This is a genomic window from Paucilactobacillus nenjiangensis (genome assembly GCF_005405445.1).
In the GTDB taxonomy this organism is placed as follows: domain Bacteria; phylum Bacillota; class Bacilli; order Lactobacillales; family Lactobacillaceae; genus Paucilactobacillus; species Paucilactobacillus nenjiangensis.
Window position 1 is genome coordinate 16895 of sequence record NZ_BJEB01000002.1, and the last position, 20997, is coordinate 37891.

Below are 20997 nucleotides of genomic sequence, written 5' to 3' on the forward strand. Positions count from 1 at the left end.
TCTCCCAGTGTTTTTCTTAATCATCACCTTAGCACTGGCAATTAAGAGAAGCGACAGTTTTGCTCAATCGCGGATAACTAATGACCACTTTATCAATCAGTGTATTCTAACATCACATCGTTATATTCAGATGGTACATTACCGGCATAATTTGGCGTTGCCAACGACATGCCTCCTTGCTTATTGTAAAAGAGATATGCCACGTTTCCTACATATTTAGACGCTCCATCTTGATTACCTCCGGCGACTGAATTGATGGTAACTGCCGTATCAACCTTCACCGTCCGAATCGCATTGTTTCCATGACTGAACACCCGAACTTGTTTCGTTGGAATGCTTTGGATTGTCGCATTCACTATATCTGGTGCTGCACTATCAGGATATTGTTGGTAACTAATACTAATCACATAATTAGATCCACTCCCACTAGTGAAATCAAAATTACTAGGTGTATTCACACCCTTAATAGTAAATGACTTCCCCGCCAATGACGCTGCATCGACCGCATAACTGGTTTCCGTATTAGTGGAACTAGAAGCTGCTGCTTTACTGCTTGAATGACGGTTAGTTTTCACACTTGAAGACGCTTTGGAACTTTTAGAGCTCGAGCGAAAAAGGCTGACACTGTGCTGGCTACTTTCGGACTCTTTCTTACTTGAATTTGATACCACAAAAACAATGATTAAAACTCCAACCACCAACATTGCCAACGCAATAATAAACTTTTTCTTTCCACCATTTGGACGTTTATTTTTTGAAACCCGACTTTCTTCTGGCATAATTTTATTCCTCCAATTATTCGTAAAATACTATCTTGGCATTAATATATCATAACTAGTGAATTAAAATCTCATTCCAATCCGCATTATTATTTGTGAATATCTAAATTAGTTACATCTGCCTGTCTAAAATAGATATAATGGTAGTAACGATTTACTGGAGGTTATATACATGGGCACATTTTTCTCAATTCTATTTTTAATTTCAATGGTCATTACCATTATTTACGCACTAATTTTAATCTGGTCATATGCACAACACGAACCGAACTTTGCCACTCCTCAAATAACAGCTATCTTGGCAGTTATTACGGTGGTGCTCTTCATACTTGGTACGTTAACATCTAAATAATTTATGCGGTTTTATAATAAAGGAGGTATCTCGAATGTGAGATATCTCCTTTATTTATTATCAATCACTATATTGATTGATTGGTTTTATCACACATAAATTTTAAAATACTAGTTTATTTAAATGATTAACACTTAATTATCATGACAAAGCCTTTGTTTATTGGAAAGTAAGTATTAAACAAAAATAATTGTTTTATTTATCGATAAAAATATATAGTGGTATCTGCATTTTGAAATATTTTATACTATTTACTAAAAAAACTATTTTCACAGTATTTATATTTTTTTGTTGCTTATATTTGAATCCCAAAGTATTATTTAAATATAATAGTTTTTTTATAAAGTTTTATTTCCTTTTAATTGGTTTATTTTTACTAAACATATGTCCAAATCCTAATGACATTAAACTTTGGTAATTAAAAACTTTGGAGGAATTGGTATTATGTCTAAGAAAATTACGGATGAAGATGGTAACAAATACGTTCAAAAGAAACCATTTTATAAGCGGGTATGGTTTTGGTTAGTTGTTGTAGTTCTTGTAATCATTGCATTTTCAAGTATGGGTGGCAGTTCTTCAAGCAGCTCGTCAGACAAGACTACAAAATCATCAAGTTCAACCGCCGACAAGGTCTTAACGAAAACATATAATGTTGGCGACACCGTTTCATATAAGGGTTACGAAATAAAAGTAAATAGTGTCGATTTTAATCAAGGTAGCGAATTTAATACTCCTGATTCGGGCAAACAATATGTTGTTTGCAACGTAACTATTACTAATAAAACCTCAGATAGTCAGGATTACAATCCTTATGACTTTAAATTAAATGCTGATGGAAACAATACGGATTTCGATGAAATAAATACCGACATCGATAATACTTTAAACTCAGGCTCTTTAGACAAAGATGCATCTGTAACTGGTAATCTGGTTGGTCAAGCAAATACATCTGTCACCAAGTTACAATTGCAATATAAAGCATCAATATGGAACGATAAAACTGTTGATTTTAATTTAAAATAATAACAAAAGAGCGATCCATCTATTGGAATACAAAATTCCAATAGATGGGTCGCTTTAATTTGTTAAATGAAACTTATTATTTCTTACCTTGGTCGTCCTCACCAGTTTGTAAAACTGTCATGAAGGCTTCTTGAGGTACTTCGACGGTACCGATAGATTTCATTCTCTTCTTACCTTTTTTCTGTTTGTCGAGCAATTTAGCACGACGATCAGGATCACCGGTATGAATTTTGGCGGTAACGTCTTTACGGTAAGCTTTGATATTGGTACGGGCGATAATTTTGGCACCAATTGCTGCTTGAACGGGAATTTCAAAGTTAGAACGTGGGATGATTTTCTTCAAACGTGAAGTAATATCACGTCCACGTGCTTCGGCAAATTCACGGTGAGCAATGAAACTCAAGGCATCGACTTTATCACCATTCAACAAAATATCGATTTTAACTAATTCGCTTGGACGATATTCTTCTATTTCATAATCTAACGAAGCATACCCCTTGGTGCTACTCTTCAACTTATCAAAGAAATCAAAGATGATTTCTGACAATGGAATATGATACTTCACGTTAACTCGGATATCATCTAGATAATCCATCGTTTCAAAAATCCCACGTTTCCGTTGTGCTAGTTCCATCACGGCCCCAACGTATTCGTTAGGGACGATAATTTGTGCGAACACATATGGTTCATTAATAGCGCTGATTTCAGAAGCATCTGGCATATCAGATGGGTTTTCAACAATCTTTTCGCCACCATCATTTAAGTCAACTTTATAAGTAACTGATGGTGCCGTTGTAATCAAATCTAAGTTAAATTCACGTTCCAATCGTTCTTGAACCACATCCATATGCAAGAGTCCTAGGAATCCACAACGGAAGCCAAAGCCTAAAGCCGTCGATGATTCAGGTTCAAACGTTAATGCTGCATCATTTAATTGCAGTTTTTCCAAAGCTTCACGTAAATCAACAAACTTAGCGTTGTCAGTTGGATACAAACCTGAATAGACCATTGGTGTCATCTTCCGATAACCCTCTAATGGCGAATCGGTTGGGTGATTAGCATTGGTAATCGTATCACCGACTGAAGTCTCTTGGATGTCTTTGATGCTAGCGGTAATATAACCAACATCCCCAGCCATCAATAATTCACTCTTGATTGGTTTAGGTGAGTTAACTCCCACTTCGACGACTTCATATTCAGCACCACTATTCATTAACCGAATTTTGTCGCCTGGTTTAACCGTTCCTTCTTTAATTCGAACACTTAAAACGACACCACGATATTCATCGTAAATTGAATCAAAAATCAAGGCTTTCAAAGGTGCTTCCAAATCACCATCTGGTGCAGGAATATCAGTCACCACTCGTTCCAAGATCTCTTCAATTCCGATACCAGCTTTGGCGCTGGCTAAAATCGCATCAGAGGCATCTAAACCAATCTGATTTTCAATTTGTCCCTTAACCATCTCAGGATCAGCGGATGGTAAATCAATTTTGTTAATGACTGGAATAATTTCCAAATCATTATCCAAAGCTAAGTAAACGTTGGCTAAGGTTTGAGCTTCGACACCTTGGGCAGCATCAACCACCAAAATGGCACCTTCACAGGCAGCCAAAGAACGTGAAACTTCATATGAAAAGTCCACGTGTCCTGGGGTATCAATTAAATGGAATATATATGTTTCGCCATCTTCAGCTTTATAACTGAGGGCCACCGCGTTCAACTTAATCGTAATGCCACGTTCGCGTTCCAAATCCATCGTATCAAGCAATTGTGCTTGCATTTCCCGCTTTGAAACCGTATCTGTCAGTTCCAAGATGCGGTCTGCCAACGTTGATTTACCATGATCAATATGCGCCACAATCGAAAAATTCCGGATGTGACTTTGTCGTTCTTTCATTTCTTCTAAGGTCATTTTGTTCTCACTTTCTCCGTGTATCGTCATGTACTAGTATACCATGATAGGAGCAGTTCACAACGAGAAGAAACTGCAAGCAAATTCGAGTTTAATTCATATTATTTAATCAACGAATTCAATGACATCATTTCTAACAAGCTTTGCGCGACATCACTACCTTTGTTGCCGCTCTTCGCACCGGCACGATCAATAGCTTGCTCGATTGATTCTGTCGTTACCACACCAAAGACGACTGGCACATCAGCATTCAAACTCAGCTGACCAACCCCCTTCGCCACTTCATTACAAACCAGGTCGTAATGTGTGGTTGCCCCACGAATGACAGCTCCTAATGTAACGATGCCATCATATTTTTTCGTAGCCAACACTTTTTTGGTAATAAATGGAATTTCAAATGCTCCCGGCACCCAGTACACATCAATTTGATCAGCGTTCACACCGTGACGAGTCAGGGTATCTTGTGCCCCGGCTAATAACTTACTGGTGATAAAATCATTAAATCGTGCGACAACAATTGCTACCTTGGCATTTTGATCATTAAATTGTCCTTCATAAACTGTCATCTTGCTTCTCCTTTAAATTGACAACATGTGATTAAATTTATGTTGTTTAGTTTGTAGATAATTTTTATTTTCTTGATAAATGGTCGTTTGTAACGGCAGTCGTGCTTGTATAGCAATCCCTGCATCTTCTAATTCGTCAATCTTTTCGGGATTATTCGTTAGCAACTTGATTGTTCGTACTCCATTTGTTTGCAACAATTTCACGACCCAATCGTAATGGCGTTCATCAGGTTCAAATCCTAACGCTACATTGGCCTCGTAGGTATCCATCCCCGCTTCTTGCAGTTCATAGGCCTTTAACTTATTAACCAGGCCAATTCCCCGTCCTTCTTGGCGTAAATAGATGACTGCTCCAACACCATATTCTGCAATTTGGCGCATTGCTTCATCAAGTTGCTCCCCACAATCACAACGATGAGAACCAAAGACATCACCAGTCATGCACTCTGAGTGGATTCGAATTAATGGTACTTCAGCTGGATTAGTCCAATCACCCATCGATAACACTAATTGATTCTTACCTGTTTCGTCAGTGAAGGCTGTCAATTGAAAGTCTCCATACTGATTAGGTAATTTTACATCGGCCACTGGTGTCATCGCTTGTTGATTGAGATATGTTGTTAATTCAGCGATGGTTATCATTGTTAATTGCCATTCAACGGCGAGCTCACGTAACTTAACGGTGCGGGCCATATGACCGTCATCAGCAAGAATTTCACATATATAGGCGGCGTCTTCACCAGCAAGTTTGGCTAAATCTATTGCTGCTTCGGTGTGACCATTTCGCTCACGGACCCCACCGTCTTTAGCGACTAACGGGAATAAATGCCCTGGTTGATAAAAATCACTGGCCTGGCTATCTGGTTGTGCGACGGCTTTAATCGTCATCGCCCGGTCATAGGCTGACACACCTGTGGTGGTTGACTTGGCGTCAATTCCTGCCATAAAGGCTGTTCCAAACGCATCGTGACTGTCACGTGCCATTGACTGAAGGCCTAATTGGGTTCCTTTTTGAGCCGTAACTGGGATACATAATAACCCACGTGCATGTTTAGTGATAAAGTTGATTTTTTCCGGAGTCACCTGACTCGCTAAACCGATAATGTCACCTTCACCTTCGCGGTCTTCATCATCTGCCACGACAATTAATTTTCCCTGCTTTAAATCTTCAATTGCTTGTTCAACTTGCATAGGTTTTTCCTCCTAGTAATGACTGGACATATTTCGCTAACATATCCGTTTCTAGATTGACTTGATCACCAATTTTTAATTGTCCAAAGTTAGTTTGTGTTAATGAATGTGGAATCAGCGAAATGGAAAATGCATTGGCTCCAACTGTTGCCACTGTCAAACTGGTCCCATTAATCGCAATGGAACCTTCGGCGACAATTTGTCCTTGCAAACTTGCTGGATAGACAAAGGTCATTTGGACTGAATTTTCATTTTCTCTAATTATTTTGACTCTAGTGGTGGTATCAACATGCCCTGCCACAATATGGCCTTCAAACCGGCCGTTGGCAGGCATTGCTCGCTCTAAATTGACTCGTGCATCAAAAGCCAATTGTTTAAAGGTTGTTTTGTCAAACGTGGTTGGCATAACGTCAACGGTAAAATTACCTTCGTTGACTTGAATCGCTGTTAAACACACACCGTTAATAGCCATGCTGTCACCAATTTGATAATCCTCTAATAGTTTGGAGTCCGCTGCAATGGTGACTTGAGCGTGCTGACCACTACGTTGAATTGATTTTAAGGTGCCGACTGCTTGAATTAATCCGGTAAACATTTATTCCACCCTCTCACTCACAATTCTGACATCATTGCCGAATTGCTGAACTGACTTTAGTTTCATTGCTTGACTAGTTGGATTGGCTTGGTTGCCTGAAAAAGATGGTATGCCACCGCTCCCAATCACTTCTGAACCAACATAAGTAATTAATTCATTAAATAAATTGGCTGCTAAAAACTGGTTGTGAATCTGGGCACCGCCTTCTACGTAAACCGACTGCACACCTTGCTTCGCCAAATATGAGACCACCGATTCAATCGTCCAAGTTTCATTTTCAAAGAGTTGGACATTCGATGACAATAGTTGATTAGTTTTTTTCGTTGTGAAAATCCAAGTTGGCGCTTGTGAGTTAAAAATGTTTAATTCTGGCCGATTCAAACAACGTCCTTTGCGATCTAACACCACGCGAATGGATGGAAAGTTCGTTGCACCGCTGGCCAGTAAAGTTGGATTATCGACTAATACTGTTTCACTACCGACTAAAATGGCTTGAAACTCATTCCGCTCATCATGCACTTGTTGATTGACACTTGCACCCGTAATTTGAGTTCTCGTCCCAGATTGGGCGGTAATTTTACCGTCCAAACTAATCGCCTGTTTAAGCACAATATACGGTAAGTTATGTTCAAAATAATAGTTGTAATACGGGTTCAATGCTTGAACCGTTTGTCCCAGGTCATTAAAATCAACCTGAATTCCATGTTCTCTTAATTTTTGTGTGCCTTTCATTGATACGACTGGGTTAGGATCCGATTGGCCAATCACCACTCGGCTGACCCCGCTCGCTATCACGGCATCCACACATGGCGGTTGCTTACCAAAATGCGTGCAAGGTTCTAACGTCACATATAAAGTTGAATTCTTCAATTCTTCGAGGGTTGAACAAGAATCAATTGCCATCCTTTCTGCATGTTTATCGCCATATCTGGCATGGTATCCACTGGCAATTACTTGCTTGTCTTTAACAAAAATTGCACCAACCAGTGGATTACGATAAGTCTTCCGCCGTCCTTTTTTTGCAAGGTCAACAGCTTGTTGCATATACAAATTATCCATTGTTATTCCCCTTTCTTGAAAAAATAAAAAGCCCCGTAGATTATCTCTACGAGGCTTGACTAAATAGACTAGTTTAATGGATTAACGATTGCACGGATACAAAAAAAGCATCCAGTGCGACCATCAATCGTCTTACACTAATTTCTTCTCCCATCCAGACTTTAACTGTCGGTTCTAGATTTGCACTAGATCAACCGCATAAATAAATGCGGGTCACGGACTTCGAGTTTCACCTCGTTACCGTCGGTCGGGAATTTCACCCTGCCCCGAAGAATTATTCAACTTTATGGCTTTATCATAAATTAACTGATTTATTTTGTCTAGTTATTTTTTTACATCCACATCATCATACAGCGGCTTCGGATGTTTTTGTTGTTGCTGTTCTAATTCATGTAATTCTTCTTCAAACGTCGTCATATGTTTACCGTGATTGGCTAATTTGAAGGTCAGGTGATTAATTGCTGCAGTTAAATCGTCCCGTTTTTCTTCCAGTACTTCTAATTGTTCCTGCAATAAATCCAATTGTTCTTGCTGATTATTTTCATCGGCATCAAATAATTGAATATATTTTTGCAAATTTTCTACACTCATCCCCGCCGACCGCATTTGACGGGCAAAATTGATACGACGAATGATACGTTCGTCAATATCTCTAACGCCGGTTTCCTTGCGGTCAATTGGTGGGACTAAGCCGATTTTCTCATAGTAACGGATAGTTTCAGAAGAAACTCCCGTAATTTGACTTGCTTCTTTAATGTTCATAATTACTCCTAAAGTGTACTAACTTTCACCAATGATTTAATGGCAGTACGTTGATCCATGGCTTCATAAGCAGATTGGATATCATCTAAGGCAAATGACTGGGTAAAGACCTTACCAGGTTCAATTTTACCGCTGAGAACTGCGTTTAATAAGACACTCTTGTCATAAGTGGTCACTGAGGCAATTCCGCCACGGAGGCCAATATTACGCCAGAATAAGTTATTCGTATTCATATCAGATTTTTGTGGTACACCGACACGACCTACAACGGCGCCTGGACGACCAACTTTAACAGCGGTATCAACTGATTGTTCCGTTCCGACACATTCCAATACGGCATCGGCACCACCATCAGTCAATTCCATCACGCGTGCGACTGGCTTCATCACCACGTTCAGCAATAATGTCTGTGGCGCCAAATTCTGTCGCTAATTTTTGACGGTCTGCATGACGACTCATAGCGATGATTCGTTTAGCCCCTAATAATTTGGCACCAATAATACCGCATAATCCAACTGCCCCGTCACCCATAACAACCACTGTATCGCCAGTTTTAACCTCGGCAGATACTGCAGCGTGATAACCGGTTGCCATCACATCAGCCAAACTCAATAAAGAATTCAGCATCTCATCTGAAAATGATTTTGGATCACCCGGAACTTTAACGAGTGCCCAGTCGGCGTTATTAAATAACAGATATTCGGCTTGATAGGCGGAACCACCAGCTGGTGCGTTCAAACAGTTACCATCGAAACCAGCTAAACAGGCAGCATAATGACCACAACCATGTGTAAATGGAGCAATCACAAAATCACCAACGGCTACGTTAGTCACTTCAGAACCAACTTCTTCAACGATTCCAATCGCTTCATGACCGACCAACGTATCTTTTTCACGTGGGCTAAGCCACGATACCACCTAAATCAGATCCACAAACACAGGCCCGAACAATGCGAATCACTGCTTCATTTGGTTTTGAAACACTGGGTTTTGGGACTTCATGAATTTCAACTTTTCCTGGTTCAATAAATGCTGCTGCTTTCATCAGTTAAACTCCTCTGTAAAGATATATTTGTTCAATACCCATACTATAGACCTTAGAGTACACTTTAAGGCAAGCCCTATTTTTACCTAATAATGAAATCTGATTCAATGACGACTTGTTGCATTTCACCCGCGCCAGTAACCAGCTCTAACGCTTGGCGACCTAGTTTGTCGAAATGATGATTGATTCTCGGAATATTGAGTAGCTGACCGCTAAATTGATTTTCTTGCCCAATCACGAGTGGCGGCGTCTTTTGATGCGCTTGATAGGCTTGAACCACGCCGGCTGCCACATCATCCCCATTTGTAAAAATACACTGCACATTTAACTGCTGCTTAATGATCGTTTGGGCAGCCTCGTATCCGTCTTGAAACGTGGTCACGGTTTCGAAGAGTAGATCATTGTTGGGCAATTTAGTAAAAATCGATTGATATGCATCCAAGGTAATTTGGCTCGTGACGCTACTGGCATAATCACGACTCAGCAAAACTGCGACTTGTTCAATTTGTTGGCTTTTGAGCCATTTAAACGCTTCTAAATATGTTGTTCTTCGTTTGGAATATACTGCGAAAACATCCTCACGATTTGGATTTTCACAGACCACAATCCGACCATATTGAGAATATTCCGTAATTTTATCTAAGGAAATTTCATGGGAAATGAAGATTAGCGCATCAAAAGCTTTGCGACGTAATTGTTCTAAATAATCAATTTCCACTGACTCATTGTATTGGGATGGTAAAATCACCACTCGATAATCTGATTCAAATGAGGCTGCAATAATTCCGCTCAATATTTGCGTAAAATATGGATGTTTCGTATGCGGCAAAATTACACCCACGTTATAATTTCGACCATGACTAAAATCCCGAGCGATATCGTTAGGAACATAATTCAATTCTTTCATCGCCGCTTCGACCGCTAAACTCGTCGAGTTGGCTACGTAGTTTTTACCATTCAACACTCTGGAAACCGTTGAAGCTGAAACGCCACTTTTCTTGGCAATATCATGAATATTCGTCATGTCACATCTCCAAATTGAATTTATTGAAGATAGTGTGTGATTCCATAACCAACTCCGTCTTCAATATTGCTTTTAGTGATATATTTGGCAATTGTTTTAATTTCTGGTGCGGCATTGTCCATCACAATTGGATTACCAACCATTTCTAGCATTGGTAAATCATTGTGGCCATCTCCAAAGGCCGCTGTCTCAATCTTCGTCAAATGTTCCTGTTCCATCACATAGTTAATCCCATGCGACTTTTTGGCTTGACCATCCGTGATTTCAAAATAATTTGCTCCAGCTTGTTGAGCCGAAATGCCTGAAATACCTAATTCTTGGACGAATTGTTTTAATCGTTTCATTTCTTCACTATCAAACGAGATCAACATAATTTTAAACGTATGATGAGTTGGATCACTTAAATAATCTCGTATACTCACAATTTGTGGCACCATATTGGTCATACCGGATTCTAATTTAATGCCGTCATCAATTTTTTCAGTATACCAATCGTCTAAGTCATAAAAACTTTGACTCACGTTGGGAAATTGTTGTTTGATTTGAGTGAGCAGAATTTCTGTTGCATCATAATCGAGATAATGCTGATCAATGATTTTTTTATTGTTCTCTTGGCCTGTAAATATCAAGCCACCATTAAAGGCAATTTGAGGCCCTTGGAGATTTAATGCCGTCATGGCAAACTCCATTTCCATGGGTGCACGTGCGGAAACTAGTGTAAATGGAATCTGACTTTGCTTAATTAATTCGACGTTTCGCTCATTCAACGCCCCTGCTTCGTTCAGTAACGTCCCATCCATGTCTGAAAATATATGTTTAACCATCTCAACCACTCCTTTAGCATTTTCACATAGTTTATTCTATGAAACGGGTTTTAGGTCAAGTCAATTTTACCATTTTTTGCTGGTAACTAAAAAAGAGCCTAGAAATTACCTAAGCTCTCAGATAGTTACTTAATTTGTGCTTCCACTGCTTGATTAACTGCAACTTGTTCCGCTGCAATTAAATTAACCCGACTTTCAATCACTTTTAAGTCCATCGTGATTTCACGTTTTAAACCAGGTGTTTCAAGCATAGGCCAGAAGAAATATTTAAATTCTTTCAACCGAGTTGGTGTCTTGAAAATACCGGCAATTACCGTAATGTAAGTGGTGAATTCCATATCTCCACCGACAGTTTTTTCTAACCAATCCCAATCATTGCGAATCCAATCCCAGGCAGCTTGTTCCCCATGACTGTTGGCCAAAATTCCACGGAACCAGGCCCGTAAATCTTGAGGTTTAATCGTTTCTGCATTTTTAAATTCGGTCACAATTTGTTTAATCAAGTCTGCATCTTGGGTACTAGTTACTGCAACCCTTAAGTCTGACTTATAACTGGCATCAGCTGTTTGTCGATAAGCTGTTAACATTTGATTGACTAAATCACGATTACCATAATTTTTAATCTCATTTTTCAAAATAAATACTCGCACATCTGCCGGTAGATCAGCTACTTTGTCGGCATTATTTTGATAAATCTGATGGGCCATCTCAATTGATTTTTGATTTTCAGCATATAAGGTTGCGTTCAAGACGTATGGTCGTGTTAATTGATCATCATTCGTCTCACCATCAACTGGGAGCCAACCTAAGCGATTGACTTGATTATCACTCATCTTATTAAAGAAGGCTTGTAATTGCTGCTCTGCAACTGAATTCGGTGTCACAAATTTTTTCAAATCATTCGCTAAACTATAGAGCGCTGAGTTAACAATATTGGAGGGACTCGTGATAAAGTGACCCAATAATGGTACGACAGTTGCATAGGAAATTTGGCCACCTTCAGCTAATAAGCGCAGGTCTTGCAGCAATTGTAATTGTGAAATTGAATCTAGTTCATCCACATGTTCAATGATATCTGCTAATAACTTCTCATCATACTTCACGATGAAATGAGAGTTATTCCCTACGTTCAATCTAAAGGGAGCGCCATTTTGTGACCGCAACTGTTGATAGTTACCCAAGGTGGTTTCTGTGTCAGCAAAGATTGCTGGCGCTTCAGCATAATTACTGTTCAATGGAATTTGCCATTGCCGTGCTTTGGGTTCATTTTCACCAATAAAGAATTGTGACTGACTGATTGTCAATTTTCCATCAACAACCTTAGCGTTAACCACGGGATAACCTGGTTGTTCCAACCATGATTGCATGATCCTACCAATATCCATCCCGGATGTTTCACCTAATGCTGCCCACAAATCTGCGCCGGTGGCATTACCAAATTGATGACTGGCAAAATAATTCTTTAGGCCTTTTCGCAGTGCATCATCACCAATTAAAGCACGAACCATTACTAGCATTCTGGCACCTTTAGCATAGACAATTGCACCATCAAACAATGAATCAATTTCAGCTGGGTCTTCAACTTGAACGTGCACTGACTGAACACCATCAATCGCATCGCGTTGCAAGGCGGCGGGTGCTTCAGAGGTTTGGAAGCTTTCCCAAATCTTCCAGTCAGGTTCAAGGGCATCAATCGCCACATATTCCATCATGTTGGCAAAACTTTCGTTTAACCATAAATCATCCCACCACTTCATTGTAACCAAATCACCGAACCATTGATGCGCTAATTCATGTGAAATCACCGTCGAAACCAGTTGTTTAGTAGATAATGAGGTATTATCTGGATCAATCAACAAATATGCTTCTCGATATGTCACCAAGCCCCAGTTTTCCATTGCTCCAGCAGAAAAGTCTGGTAAGGCTAATTGCCATGAATGTGGCAATGGATAAGGTGTTTGATAGAAATCTTCGTAAAATTCAATTGAACGTTTGGCAATGTCTAAGCCAAAATCTAGTTCTTTGGCTTGATGGGCTTTCGTAGCGAAAACACCAATTTTTACGCCACTTTCAGTGGTCGTATATTTACTTAGCATTTCCCCAAACGCAAATGCGACTAAATAAGTTGACATTTTGACGGTCGTTTCAAAATAATGAACCCCATCCTCCACCCGAATTTCAGGCATATTTGCAATAATGGTTTCGCCTGGATGTTCATCAAATTTAATGGCTAAATCAAAAGTCGCTTTTGCTGCTGGTTCATCAACTGATGGGAATGCTTGACGTGCAAAAGTTGTTTCAAATTGAGTCCCAATTAGTTGTTTCTTTTCGCCGTCAACTTCATAGTATGACGGATAAATGCCCATCATTGAATCGGTTAACTTGGCTGAATATTCAATGATAACTTCGATATCGCCAGTTTTAACATCTGGCAATAAAATTGCTTCGTCTCGCATTTTGAAGATGGCAGCTTGGTTATCAACGAGGACACTTTTAATATCCAAATATTTTTGATGGATTGAAATCGATGACGCTAAGGCTTCACCGCGAATAATGGTCTTACCAGTAATCGTTTTGGTGGCCCGATTAATATCTAAATAAATGTTGTAATTGTTTGGATGAAAACTCTCATAAAAATGACTCATAGTATTCCCCTTTTCACTTCGATAATATACTACTAGTATACGCTAAACCGTGGAGTCACGTCATTAATCAACCTTATAAAAAAATAGATTATTCTGACTTTCAATCAAGAACAATCTACTAGTTATTCCAGCTATTCAGCTCCACTATTTTTACGGTTTACATCCCGGTACTTAGCTAATTTTTCATCAGTTGTTAAAATATGTTCTGTTGGCGCATACGATAATTTGATATAGTTACTAATTCTTGGCGCACCACTTTTGGTGACTGATAATTGCATTTGATGAATTAATTTAATTAAATCATCTAGGTCACCTTCAACCGTCGTTTCAAAAGCCCCGACTTCATATGACATCCCAGTTGCATTAATTTCTGCGATTGCCACGTCGACTAGTCGGAGTAATTCATCTGTTGAATCTGCTTCAGGTAAAACTTGAATTGCCATTACTGCATTTGCCATGATTTTTTCTCCATTCCAATTATTTGGTGCAAAAAAAATGCACCTTCTTCAACATAGAAAAGGATGAAATCAATGAATATTTGCTCCACTTTCCTACGCTAGCATCAACTAGATCAGGTTCCAGAATTTCATTTTCATGATCTCAGCCAAACTAAATTGGCACTCCTAGTGGTTAATTTATTTGAATACGCAAATTATAGCACTTAATCGAATTTTGCCACATAACTTTTTCGAATAATACAAAAAATCTCATCGTGATTTATGGAAAATCACGATGAGATATTTTTCGTTAGTGCTCAGAAGTTAATCGGCAGAAAGATTACCTAGTTTTTAATCATCAAACGCATCTTTTAATTTATCAAAGACACCTTTTTTGACACCAGAAACTTTTTGTCCGGAAGCAACAGCAAATGCTTGGAGTGCTTCTTTTTGTTGTTTGTTCATATTCTTAGGAGTCTCAACACGTACTTTAACGTGTTCATCCCCATTACCGTTACCATTCACACGAGGAACTCCCTTACCACGTAAGCGGAAGTTAGTCTCAGTTTGAGTACCAGCAGGGATTTTTAATTTAACATCCCCATGAACGGTCTTAACTTCAATTTCGTCACCAAGCGCTGCTTGTGCAAACGAGATTGGTTGATCAAAGAAGATATCATTTCCATCACGTGTGAACTCACGACTTGGAGTCACTGTGAAGACGATGTAAAGATCACCATAAGGGCCTTTGTTCTCGCCGGCTTCACCTTGATTTTGAAGACGCATTTGTTGGCCGTCATCAACCCCAGCTGGAACATCAACTTTTAATTCATGACGTTCTGACACGTGGCCAGAACCATGACAAGTTTCACATTTTTCTTTGATTTCTTTACCAGTCCCACCACAAACATCACAAGTTTGGGTTGAACGCATCCGACCTAAAGGCGTGTTTTGAATCACATCAATCGTTCCACTACCGCCACACTTAGAACAAGTTACAGGTGAAGTACCTGGCTTTGCACCAGTACCATCACAAGTTCCACAGTATGCTTCTCGGTTGTACTTGATAGTTGTGGTTTTACCAAAAATGGCTTCTTCAAACTTCAAAGTCATATTATACTGTAAATCACGTCCTTGACGAGGGGCCGATGGATCACGACGTTGTTGACCACCGCCACCAAAGAATTGGCTAAAGATGTCGTCAAATCCACCGCCACCGAAACCGCCTTGTTGATATTGACCACCGCCGAAGCCGCCGCCTCCACCAAAACCACCTTGTGGTCCAGCTGAACCATAAGTGTCATATTGTTGACGTTTTTGTTCATCACCGACTGTTTCAAAAGCTTCATTAACTTCTTTAAATTTATCTTCAGCTCCTGCTTCTTTGTTCAAATCAGGATGATATTTTTTTGATAATTTACGATATGCTTTTTTAATCTCGTCTTGAGAGGCATCTTTACTAACGCCCAGCACATCGTATGGATTTTTGTCTGCCATTTCTTGGATCCTCCGTTATAAAGTAGTCCCTTAGTTATACCATAAAGTCTAGTACCAAGTAAAAGCCAAAGCACATGACTTTGGCTTTTACTATCAAATTATTAATCAGCTCTCAAAGTCAGTTAAATTCGCTAACTTCAACTCTTGGCCGGTTCCAAAGCCCAATCAATTCCGCTTAACTTAAATAATACAAATTTCAAGTTCAGAAATTTTATTATTTATCGTTAATACTCATTGTTTAGACGGGCTTTGTCACACTTAATTTATTTCTTGTCTTTAGGGTCTACTTCCTCAAAGTCACCATCAACGGTATTGTCATCTGACTTCTTACCATATGAACCATCAGCTGCACCGCTACCTGCTCCATCAGCACCTTGGGCGTCTTGAGCTTGTTGATACAACTTAACAGTTAATTCTTGAACGATTTCATTCAATTCGTCCTTCTTGGTCTTCATGTCTTCGGTGTTGCCGTCTTCTTTAGCCTTCTTTAATGCATCACGTGCATCTTCAGCCTTTTTGACTTCTTCATCGGTAACTTTACCTTTAAGGTCTTTCAAAGTCTTATCAACTTGGAATAATAGTTGATCAACTTCATTATTCAAATCAACTTCTTCTTTTTTAGCCTTATCAGCTTCTTCGTTTTCTGAAGCTTCCTTCATCATACGATCGATTTCGTCATCTGAAAGTCCTGAATTACTCTTGATGGTAATCTTTTGTTCCTTGTTAGTACCCAAATCTTTAGCTGATACATTTACAATACCGTTCTTATCGATATCAAATGTAACTTGAATTTGTGGAACACCACGAGGAGCAGCAGGAATATCACTTAATTGGAAGTTACCTAGTGTCTTGTTGTCAGCGGCCATTGGACGTTCACCTTGTAACACATGGATATCAACAGCTGGTTGGTTATCAGCGGCAGTTGAGAATGTTTGGCTCTTTGAAGTAGGAATAGTAGTATTCCGTTCAATCAATTGAGTCATCACACCACCCATAGTTTCGATACCAAGTGAAAGTGGCGTAACATCAAGTAAAACAACATCCTTAACATCACCAGTTAAGACACCACCTTGAACCGCAGCACCAATTGCAACGGCTTCATCAGGGTTGATTGAGTGGTTAGGTTCTTTACCAGTTAATTCTTTAACAGCTTCTTGAACGGCTGGAATACGAGTTGAACCACCATTTAAGATCACTTCGTCAAGGTCGCCAAATGATAAATCGGCATCCTTCAAAGCGTTCAATACTGGTTGTTTTGTGCGTTCTACAAGATCAACAGTTAATTGGTTGAACTTAGCACGACTCATAGTTTTTTCCATGTGAAGTGGTCCAGCAGCACCGGCCGAGATAAATGGAAGACTGATCGTAGCTTCGTTAGCGCTAGAAACGTCCTTCTTAGCCTTTTCAGCAGCATCCTTCAAACGTTGTAAGGCCATCTTGTCTTGAGCTAAATCAACGCCATTTTCGGCCTTGAATTCTTCAACAAGCCAGTCGATAATCTTTTGGTCAAAGTCATCCCCACCTAAATGAGTATCACCATTAGTTGAAAGTACTTGGAACACGCCATCGCCTAATTCAAGGATGGAAACATCAAAAGTACCACCACCAAGGTCATATACAAGCACTTTTTCATCTTTATCTTGCTTGTCGAGACCATATGCCAATGAAGATGCAGTTGGTTCGTTGATAATCCGCTTAACATCTAAGCCGGCAATTTTACCAGCATCTTTAGTAGCTTGACGTTGGGCATCGTTGAAGTATGCAGGTACCGTAACAACGGCTTGTGTCACTTCATCACCAATATAATCTTCAGCATATTTCTTCAAATATTGAAGAATCATTGCTGAAATTTCTTGTGGAGTATACTTCTTACCTTCTACTTCAACCGTATAACCAGCTTCACCCATGTGACTCTTGATTGATACGATTGTGTTAGGATTTGTGATTGCTTGACGTTTAGCAACTTCACCAACTTGAGTTTCGCCATCTTTAAATGAAACAACAGATGGTGTTGTCCGGCTACCTTCTGGGTTAGTAATGATTTTAGGTTCATTACCTTCCATTACAGCAACAGCTGAGTTTGTAGTTCCTAAATCAATTCCGATAATCTTATTACTTGCCATGTTAAACTTACCTCTTCTTATTATTTTTATTTATTTTAATTATTGGGAAACAACGACCATTGCTGGACGTAAAACTCGATCTTTTAACTGATAACCAGCCTGTAGTACTTGAACGACTGTATCAGCCTCTTGTCCATCTTCAGCGGGAACTGTTTGCACAGCCTGATGAAGCGTTGGATCAAATTTTTTACCAAGTGATTCAATCTCGGTCACCGAATTGCCGGTTAAAGCTTCATCTAAATGATCATGGACCATTTGAATTCCCTTCTTTAACTGTTGCCCATTTTCATCACTGACTTCAATTTCAAGAGCTCGTTTCAAATTATCCATGACTGGTAAAATTGCTTTAGCCAATGATTGACCATCATATTTTAACAGATTGGATTGTTCCTTTTTGAAACGATTGTTCATATTTTGAATTTCAGCTTGTTCACGGAGCAGTGAATCTTCTGCTGCCGCTAGTTTAGCCTTGAGTTGATCTACTTCAGAAACTTCTTCGGTTTTTACTTCGGGAGCATCTGTGGTTTCATCAACTTCAGGTGTTTCAACTTGTTCTTCTTTGACTTCCTCGACAGCTTCATCGGCTGTCTTGTGTTCGTCTTTAGCCATTAATATGGAACCTCCTATTGATCGTAGTAACGGTGATAATAATCTAGCATTTGCTTAGCTAGTTCTTCGCGAAAAGCACTAACTAATCCAATCGTTCGAGAATATGGCATCCGTGTTGGCCCAAGCACGGCAATGATGCCTTTCCCATATTGATCCACATCATACGTCGCGGTAATTAAACTAAAATCATCTAATAATTTATTAGAAATTTCAGAACCAATCCGCACGTTGATATTATCATCAAGTGGGTCAAGAACGGTTGACAAACTTTCGTTTTGATCTAGCAGTCTATATAGTGCTTGGAGTGCATTGGGATCATGATTGTGTGAAAAACCTAATAGATTCATTTTTCCACCAACGAAAAATTGTTCGCTAGACACATGTGATAAAATGTTATCAAAAATATTAAGCACTCCACTTGGGCTCCGCATGTAGGACTTAATCCGCAATGGAATATCTTGTTGCAATCTCGTCAAAACTTCAGTTAATGGTAACCCTGATAATTGATCATTAATGAGTCGAATCACTGACTCTAACTCATCGGTGTTCATATCTCGGGGAATGGTGAACGTTTGGCTTTCAACATCTCCACTATCAGTAACCAAGATTGCCATGACTTGCTGATTACCTAATGGCACTAAACGAAAACCACTCAAGCGAGCCATTTTTTGTTCTGGCTTTAACGTGAATGTCGTAAATGTTGTTAAGTCGGATAAGATATCAGCCGACCTGGCAACAATTTCATCTATTTTATTAAAATCTTGGCCAAACGAATTCTGAATAATTGCCACATCACTCGCATCGACGGCCTGCTTATCTAGCAAATTATCGACATAATACCGATAACCGACTGTTGAAGGCACCCGACCAGATGACGAATGTTCCTTGGCGATTAATCCCATTTCCTCAAGTGCAGCCATTTCATTACGAATAGTCGCTGAACTGACTTTCTCAGGTAAACTGTCTGCCAATAACTTTGAACCAACCGGTTGCCCTGTGGCCGTGTAATGGCGTACAATTGCTTGCAGGATATCACTTTGACGTTTTGTTAACATAATTATCACTTCCTTTTTAGCACTCGACTCACTCAAGTGCTAAACACAATCTATAATATACCAAGTCCGCAATTTAAAGTCAAGAAAAGTCAACATTTTTTAGCCTATTTTGCAAGCAACTTTCGCTTTAGCTAAGTCGATATCAAAATCTTCCACAAACGACTTAGACTTTGTATGATAAAGTAATTTACCAAAATTTTGAATTAATTTTAATATTAGGAGCTCTCATGTCAGATACAGAAAAAAATCGTTATGTTCAACCAAGCAATGTCAAAGAAGCAATGGAAACCATCCAAGGTTTGTTCAATCAATATCGTAAAGCCGACTTAACGATGGAATTACTCAAGTATCATCAAAACTTAGTCTTACGGCTCCAGTCTGATATTCACGAGGAAGCGGTGCGTGAAAATAATCCTTCACAATTAGTCACGCTAGAAAAAATGATTGGAGATATGCAATTTTGGACAAAACAACGGATGAGCGACGAACCATTTGCGTACAAAATGAAAAATTTTAAACTCGTCAATGAAAATAAAACTAAATTTAAACGCCACGTAATTAAAGGTGGTAAAGCTGGCGGTTCACACCGGTCATCACGACACTAAAAAAAGTTACTTTGATAAATTTTCAAAGTAACTTTTTTGATTACCAAATGCGTTTTTTACCATTAAATAGTTGTGGCTTGGCTGGTAATTGACGATACTTCCAAAGTGACCGAATCGAATATGCAATTGACACAATTCCGATTAGGTAAAACCATGGATTCGCCGCCATCGAGAAGTAATGACTGCTCAATGCCCACATATTCATTGGAATAAAGCTATTCACGGTGCCAATAAAGATGACAATCGCCAAGCCCATTGATCCACCCGTTTGTGTTTTTCGTTGTTCCCAGTAGAGTCCAGGAAAAATGGCCATAATGACATTAGTAAAGATGAACCATTTGAACATGTATGGATCGTGCATAAAGACCCGGAACAAGTTAACAATCGCAATCATCATAATGATTTGGACGACAACTTTCCAAAAGGCCTGTCCCACTGTCACTTGACCATTCGGATATAAGTGGCCCCATATCTCGTTTCTTTCAACTGTGATTGCTTTATATAAATTGAAAATTTCAAACAGATTCCAAACCATTAGTGCGCCTGAAGCTGACCAGAAGAACCAAAAATTATTATTTGCCAATGCCGCGAGGGCAAAAACGATTGCTCCAGTCGAATCATGTGCAAAATAAAACGTGTGCATCCAAATAGGAAACGGTGCACTCTTTTCCCATAAAACTAACGCAAAACTATACATATACTCCAAATAACCCATTAGAAACGTAATTCCTGCGACCGTCAGCACAAAGCCAATATGTGGATTGCTAAACGAGAAGGTTTGCAATAAATCTTGTAACCTGTAATCTGTCGGATATGAATTATATAATTGCTCAATCATAAATATTACCTCACTATACTTTTTCCCCACTTGAGGATAAATCTATGGTATGG

The 20997-nt window shown here is 39.3% G+C and carries 19 protein-coding genes, 1 pseudogene and 2 riboswitches; of the genes and pseudogenes, 3 read left to right on the forward strand and 17 right to left on the reverse strand.

Annotated features, from left to right (window positions below):
* Positions 1 to 92 precede the first annotated feature (92 nt).
* Positions 93 to 779, reverse strand: coding sequence for a hypothetical protein (locus tag FFM59_RS00545; protein ID WP_137601113.1), 687 nt, complete (start codon positions 777 to 779; stop codon positions 93 to 95).
* 172 nt (positions 780 to 951) lie between these two features.
* Between FFM59_RS00545 and FFM59_RS00550 the strand changes: the two genes are divergently transcribed.
* Both FFM59_RS00550 and FFM59_RS00555 read left to right on the forward strand, forming a co-directional pair.
* Positions 952 to 1131 (forward strand): hypothetical protein, encoded by a 180-nt coding sequence (locus FFM59_RS00550; protein WP_137601114.1) that lies wholly within the window; start codon positions 952 to 954, stop codon positions 1129 to 1131.
* 444 nt (positions 1132 to 1575) lie between these two features.
* Positions 1576 to 2154 carry a DUF4352 domain-containing protein gene (locus tag FFM59_RS00555; RefSeq protein ID WP_137601115.1) on the forward strand — a complete coding sequence of 193 codons (579 nt, stop codon included), beginning with the start codon at positions 1576 to 1578 and terminating at the stop codon, positions 2152 to 2154.
* Positions 2155 to 2230: 76 nt separating this feature from the next.
* Here FFM59_RS00555 and lepA read toward each other — a convergent pair whose 3' ends face one another.
* From lepA to hrcA, 15 genes and pseudogenes are all read right to left on the reverse strand, one after another.
* Positions 2231 to 4069, reverse strand: coding sequence for a translation elongation factor 4 (gene lepA / locus FFM59_RS00560; RefSeq protein WP_137601116.1), 1839 nt, complete (start codon positions 4067 to 4069; stop codon positions 2231 to 2233).
* A 101-nt stretch (positions 4070 to 4170) separates the two neighbouring features.
* Positions 4171 to 4635 (reverse strand): 6,7-dimethyl-8-ribityllumazine synthase, encoded by a 465-nt coding sequence (gene ribH / locus FFM59_RS00565; protein ID WP_137601117.1) that lies wholly within the window; start codon positions 4633 to 4635, stop codon positions 4171 to 4173.
* 12 nt (positions 4636 to 4647) lie between these two features.
* Positions 4648 to 5826 carry a GTP cyclohydrolase II gene (gene ribA, locus FFM59_RS00570; RefSeq protein ID WP_137601118.1) on the reverse strand — a complete coding sequence of 393 codons (1179 nt, stop codon included), beginning with the start codon at positions 5824 to 5826 and terminating at the stop codon, positions 4648 to 4650.
* Positions 5816 to 6421 (reverse strand): riboflavin synthase, encoded by a 606-nt coding sequence (locus FFM59_RS00575; protein WP_137601119.1) that lies wholly within the window; start codon positions 6419 to 6421, stop codon positions 5816 to 5818. The genes ribA and FFM59_RS00575 overlap by 11 nt, the downstream gene beginning before the upstream one ends.
* The gene (gene ribD / locus FFM59_RS00580) at positions 6422 to 7480 is read right to left on the reverse strand and encodes a bifunctional diaminohydroxyphosphoribosylaminopyrimidine deaminase/5-amino-6-(5-phosphoribosylamino)uracil reductase RibD (protein WP_137601120.1); all 1059 of its coding nucleotides are present in this window, start codon (positions 7478 to 7480) and stop codon (positions 6422 to 6424) included.
* 138 nt (positions 7481 to 7618) lie between these two features.
* Positions 7619 to 7758, reverse strand: a riboswitch (FMN riboswitch).
* A gap of 46 nt (positions 7759 to 7804) precedes the next feature.
* Positions 7805 to 8242 carry a MerR family transcriptional regulator gene (locus tag FFM59_RS00585; RefSeq protein WP_137601121.1) on the reverse strand — a complete coding sequence of 146 codons (438 nt, stop codon included), beginning with the start codon at positions 8240 to 8242 and terminating at the stop codon, positions 7805 to 7807.
* 8 nt (positions 8243 to 8250) lie between these two features.
* A pseudogene (locus FFM59_RS00590) lies at positions 8251 to 9287 on the reverse strand (zinc-dependent alcohol dehydrogenase family protein).
* Positions 9288 to 9369: 82 nt separating this feature from the next.
* Positions 9370 to 10311: a LacI family DNA-binding transcriptional regulator gene (locus FFM59_RS00595; RefSeq protein WP_137601122.1), complete on the reverse strand. Its 942-nt coding sequence runs from the start codon at positions 10309 to 10311 to the stop codon at positions 9370 to 9372.
* A 20-nt stretch (positions 10312 to 10331) separates the two neighbouring features.
* Positions 10332 to 11135: an HAD family hydrolase gene (locus FFM59_RS00600; RefSeq protein WP_137601123.1), complete on the reverse strand. Its 804-nt coding sequence runs from the start codon at positions 11133 to 11135 to the stop codon at positions 10332 to 10334.
* A 125-nt stretch (positions 11136 to 11260) separates the two neighbouring features.
* The gene (locus tag FFM59_RS00605; protein WP_137601124.1) at positions 11261 to 13780 is read right to left on the reverse strand and encodes a M1 family metallopeptidase; all 2520 of its coding nucleotides are present in this window, start codon (positions 13778 to 13780) and stop codon (positions 11261 to 11263) included.
* Between the two features lie 131 nt (positions 13781 to 13911).
* On the reverse strand, positions 13912 to 14238 hold the full coding sequence (locus tag FFM59_RS00610; protein ID WP_137601125.1) for a thiamine-binding protein: 327 nt from the start codon (positions 14236 to 14238) through the stop codon (positions 13912 to 13914).
* A gap of 73 nt (positions 14239 to 14311) precedes the next feature.
* A riboswitch (TPP riboswitch) is annotated at positions 14312 to 14415 on the reverse strand.
* Between the two features lie 153 nt (positions 14416 to 14568).
* Positions 14569 to 15714 carry a molecular chaperone DnaJ gene (gene dnaJ / locus FFM59_RS00615; RefSeq protein ID WP_137601126.1) on the reverse strand — a complete coding sequence of 382 codons (1146 nt, stop codon included), beginning with the start codon at positions 15712 to 15714 and terminating at the stop codon, positions 14569 to 14571.
* Positions 15715 to 15977: 263 nt separating this feature from the next.
* Positions 15978 to 17837, reverse strand: coding sequence for a molecular chaperone DnaK (gene dnaK, locus FFM59_RS00620; protein WP_137601127.1), 1860 nt, complete (start codon positions 17835 to 17837; stop codon positions 15978 to 15980).
* Positions 17838 to 17876: 39 nt separating this feature from the next.
* Positions 17877 to 18446 (reverse strand): nucleotide exchange factor GrpE, encoded by a 570-nt coding sequence (gene grpE, locus FFM59_RS00625; RefSeq protein ID WP_137601128.1) that lies wholly within the window; start codon positions 18444 to 18446, stop codon positions 17877 to 17879.
* A gap of 14 nt (positions 18447 to 18460) precedes the next feature.
* Positions 18461 to 19501, reverse strand: a complete 1041-nt coding sequence (hrcA, locus tag FFM59_RS00630; protein WP_137601129.1) for a heat-inducible transcriptional repressor HrcA — start codon at positions 19499 to 19501, stop codon at positions 18461 to 18463.
* A gap of 227 nt (positions 19502 to 19728) precedes the next feature.
* On the opposite strand from hrcA, the gene FFM59_RS00635 reads away from it, so the two are divergent.
* Entirely contained in the window at positions 19729 to 20106 is a 378-nt protein-coding gene (locus FFM59_RS00635) for a hypothetical protein (RefSeq protein ID WP_137601130.1), read from the forward strand.
* A 40-nt stretch (positions 20107 to 20146) separates the two neighbouring features.
* Here FFM59_RS00635 and FFM59_RS00640 read toward each other — a convergent pair whose 3' ends face one another.
* Entirely contained in the window at positions 20147 to 20944 is a 798-nt protein-coding gene (locus FFM59_RS00640; protein ID WP_137601131.1) for a hypothetical protein, read from the reverse strand.
* Positions 20945 to 20997: the final 53 nt, after the last annotated feature.

Bases quoted from the DNA above. Each gene is read 5' to 3' on its own strand.
- FFM59_RS00545 (WP_137601113.1), bottom strand. From the start codon at position 779: ATGCCAGAAGAAAGTCGGGTTTCAAAAAATAAACGTCCAAATGGTGGA.
- FFM59_RS00550 (WP_137601114.1), top strand. From the start codon at position 952: ATGGGCACATTTTTCTCAATTCTATTTTTAATTTCAATGGTCATTACC.
- FFM59_RS00555 (WP_137601115.1), top strand. From the start codon at position 1,576: ATGTCTAAGAAAATTACGGATGAAGATGGTAACAAATACGTTCAAAAG.
- lepA (WP_137601116.1), bottom strand. From the start codon at position 4,069: ATGACCTTAGAAGAAATGAAAGAACGACAAAGTCACATCCGGAATTTT.
- ribH (WP_137601117.1), bottom strand. From the start codon at position 4,635: ATGACAGTTTATGAAGGACAATTTAATGATCAAAATGCCAAGGTAGCA.
- ribA (WP_137601118.1), bottom strand. From the start codon at position 5,826: ATGCAAGTTGAACAAGCAATTGAAGATTTAAAGCAGGGAAAATTAATT.
- FFM59_RS00575 (WP_137601119.1), bottom strand. From the start codon at position 6,421: ATGTTTACCGGATTAATTCAAGCAGTCGGCACCTTAAAATCAATTCAA.
- ribD (WP_137601120.1), bottom strand. From the start codon at position 7,480: ATGGATAATTTGTATATGCAACAAGCTGTTGACCTTGCAAAAAAAGGA.
- FFM59_RS00585 (WP_137601121.1), bottom strand. From the start codon at position 8,242: ATGAACATTAAAGAAGCAAGTCAAATTACGGGAGTTTCTTCTGAAACT.
- FFM59_RS00595 (WP_137601122.1), bottom strand. From the start codon at position 10,311: ATGACGAATATTCATGATATTGCCAAGAAAAGTGGCGTTTCAGCTTCA.
- FFM59_RS00600 (WP_137601123.1), bottom strand. From the start codon at position 11,135: ATGGTTAAACATATATTTTCAGACATGGATGGGACGTTACTGAACGAA.
- FFM59_RS00605 (WP_137601124.1), bottom strand. From the start codon at position 13,780: ATGAGTCATTTTTATGAGAGTTTTCATCCAAACAATTACAACATTTAT.
- FFM59_RS00610 (WP_137601125.1), bottom strand. From the start codon at position 14,238: ATGGCAAATGCAGTAATGGCAATTCAAGTTTTACCTGAAGCAGATTCA.
- dnaJ (WP_137601126.1), bottom strand. From the start codon at position 15,714: ATGGCAGACAAAAATCCATACGATGTGCTGGGCGTTAGTAAAGATGCC.
- dnaK (WP_137601127.1), bottom strand. From the start codon at position 17,837: ATGGCAAGTAATAAGATTATCGGAATTGATTTAGGAACTACAAACTCA.
- grpE (WP_137601128.1), bottom strand. From the start codon at position 18,446: ATGGCTAAAGACGAACACAAGACAGCCGATGAAGCTGTCGAGGAAGTC.
- hrcA (WP_137601129.1), bottom strand. From the start codon at position 19,501: ATGTTAACAAAACGTCAAAGTGATATCCTGCAAGCAATTGTACGCCAT.
- FFM59_RS00635 (WP_137601130.1), top strand. From the start codon at position 19,729: ATGTCAGATACAGAAAAAAATCGTTATGTTCAACCAAGCAATGTCAAA.
- FFM59_RS00640 (WP_137601131.1), bottom strand. From the start codon at position 20,944: ATGATTGAGCAATTATATAATTCATATCCGACAGATTACAGGTTACAA.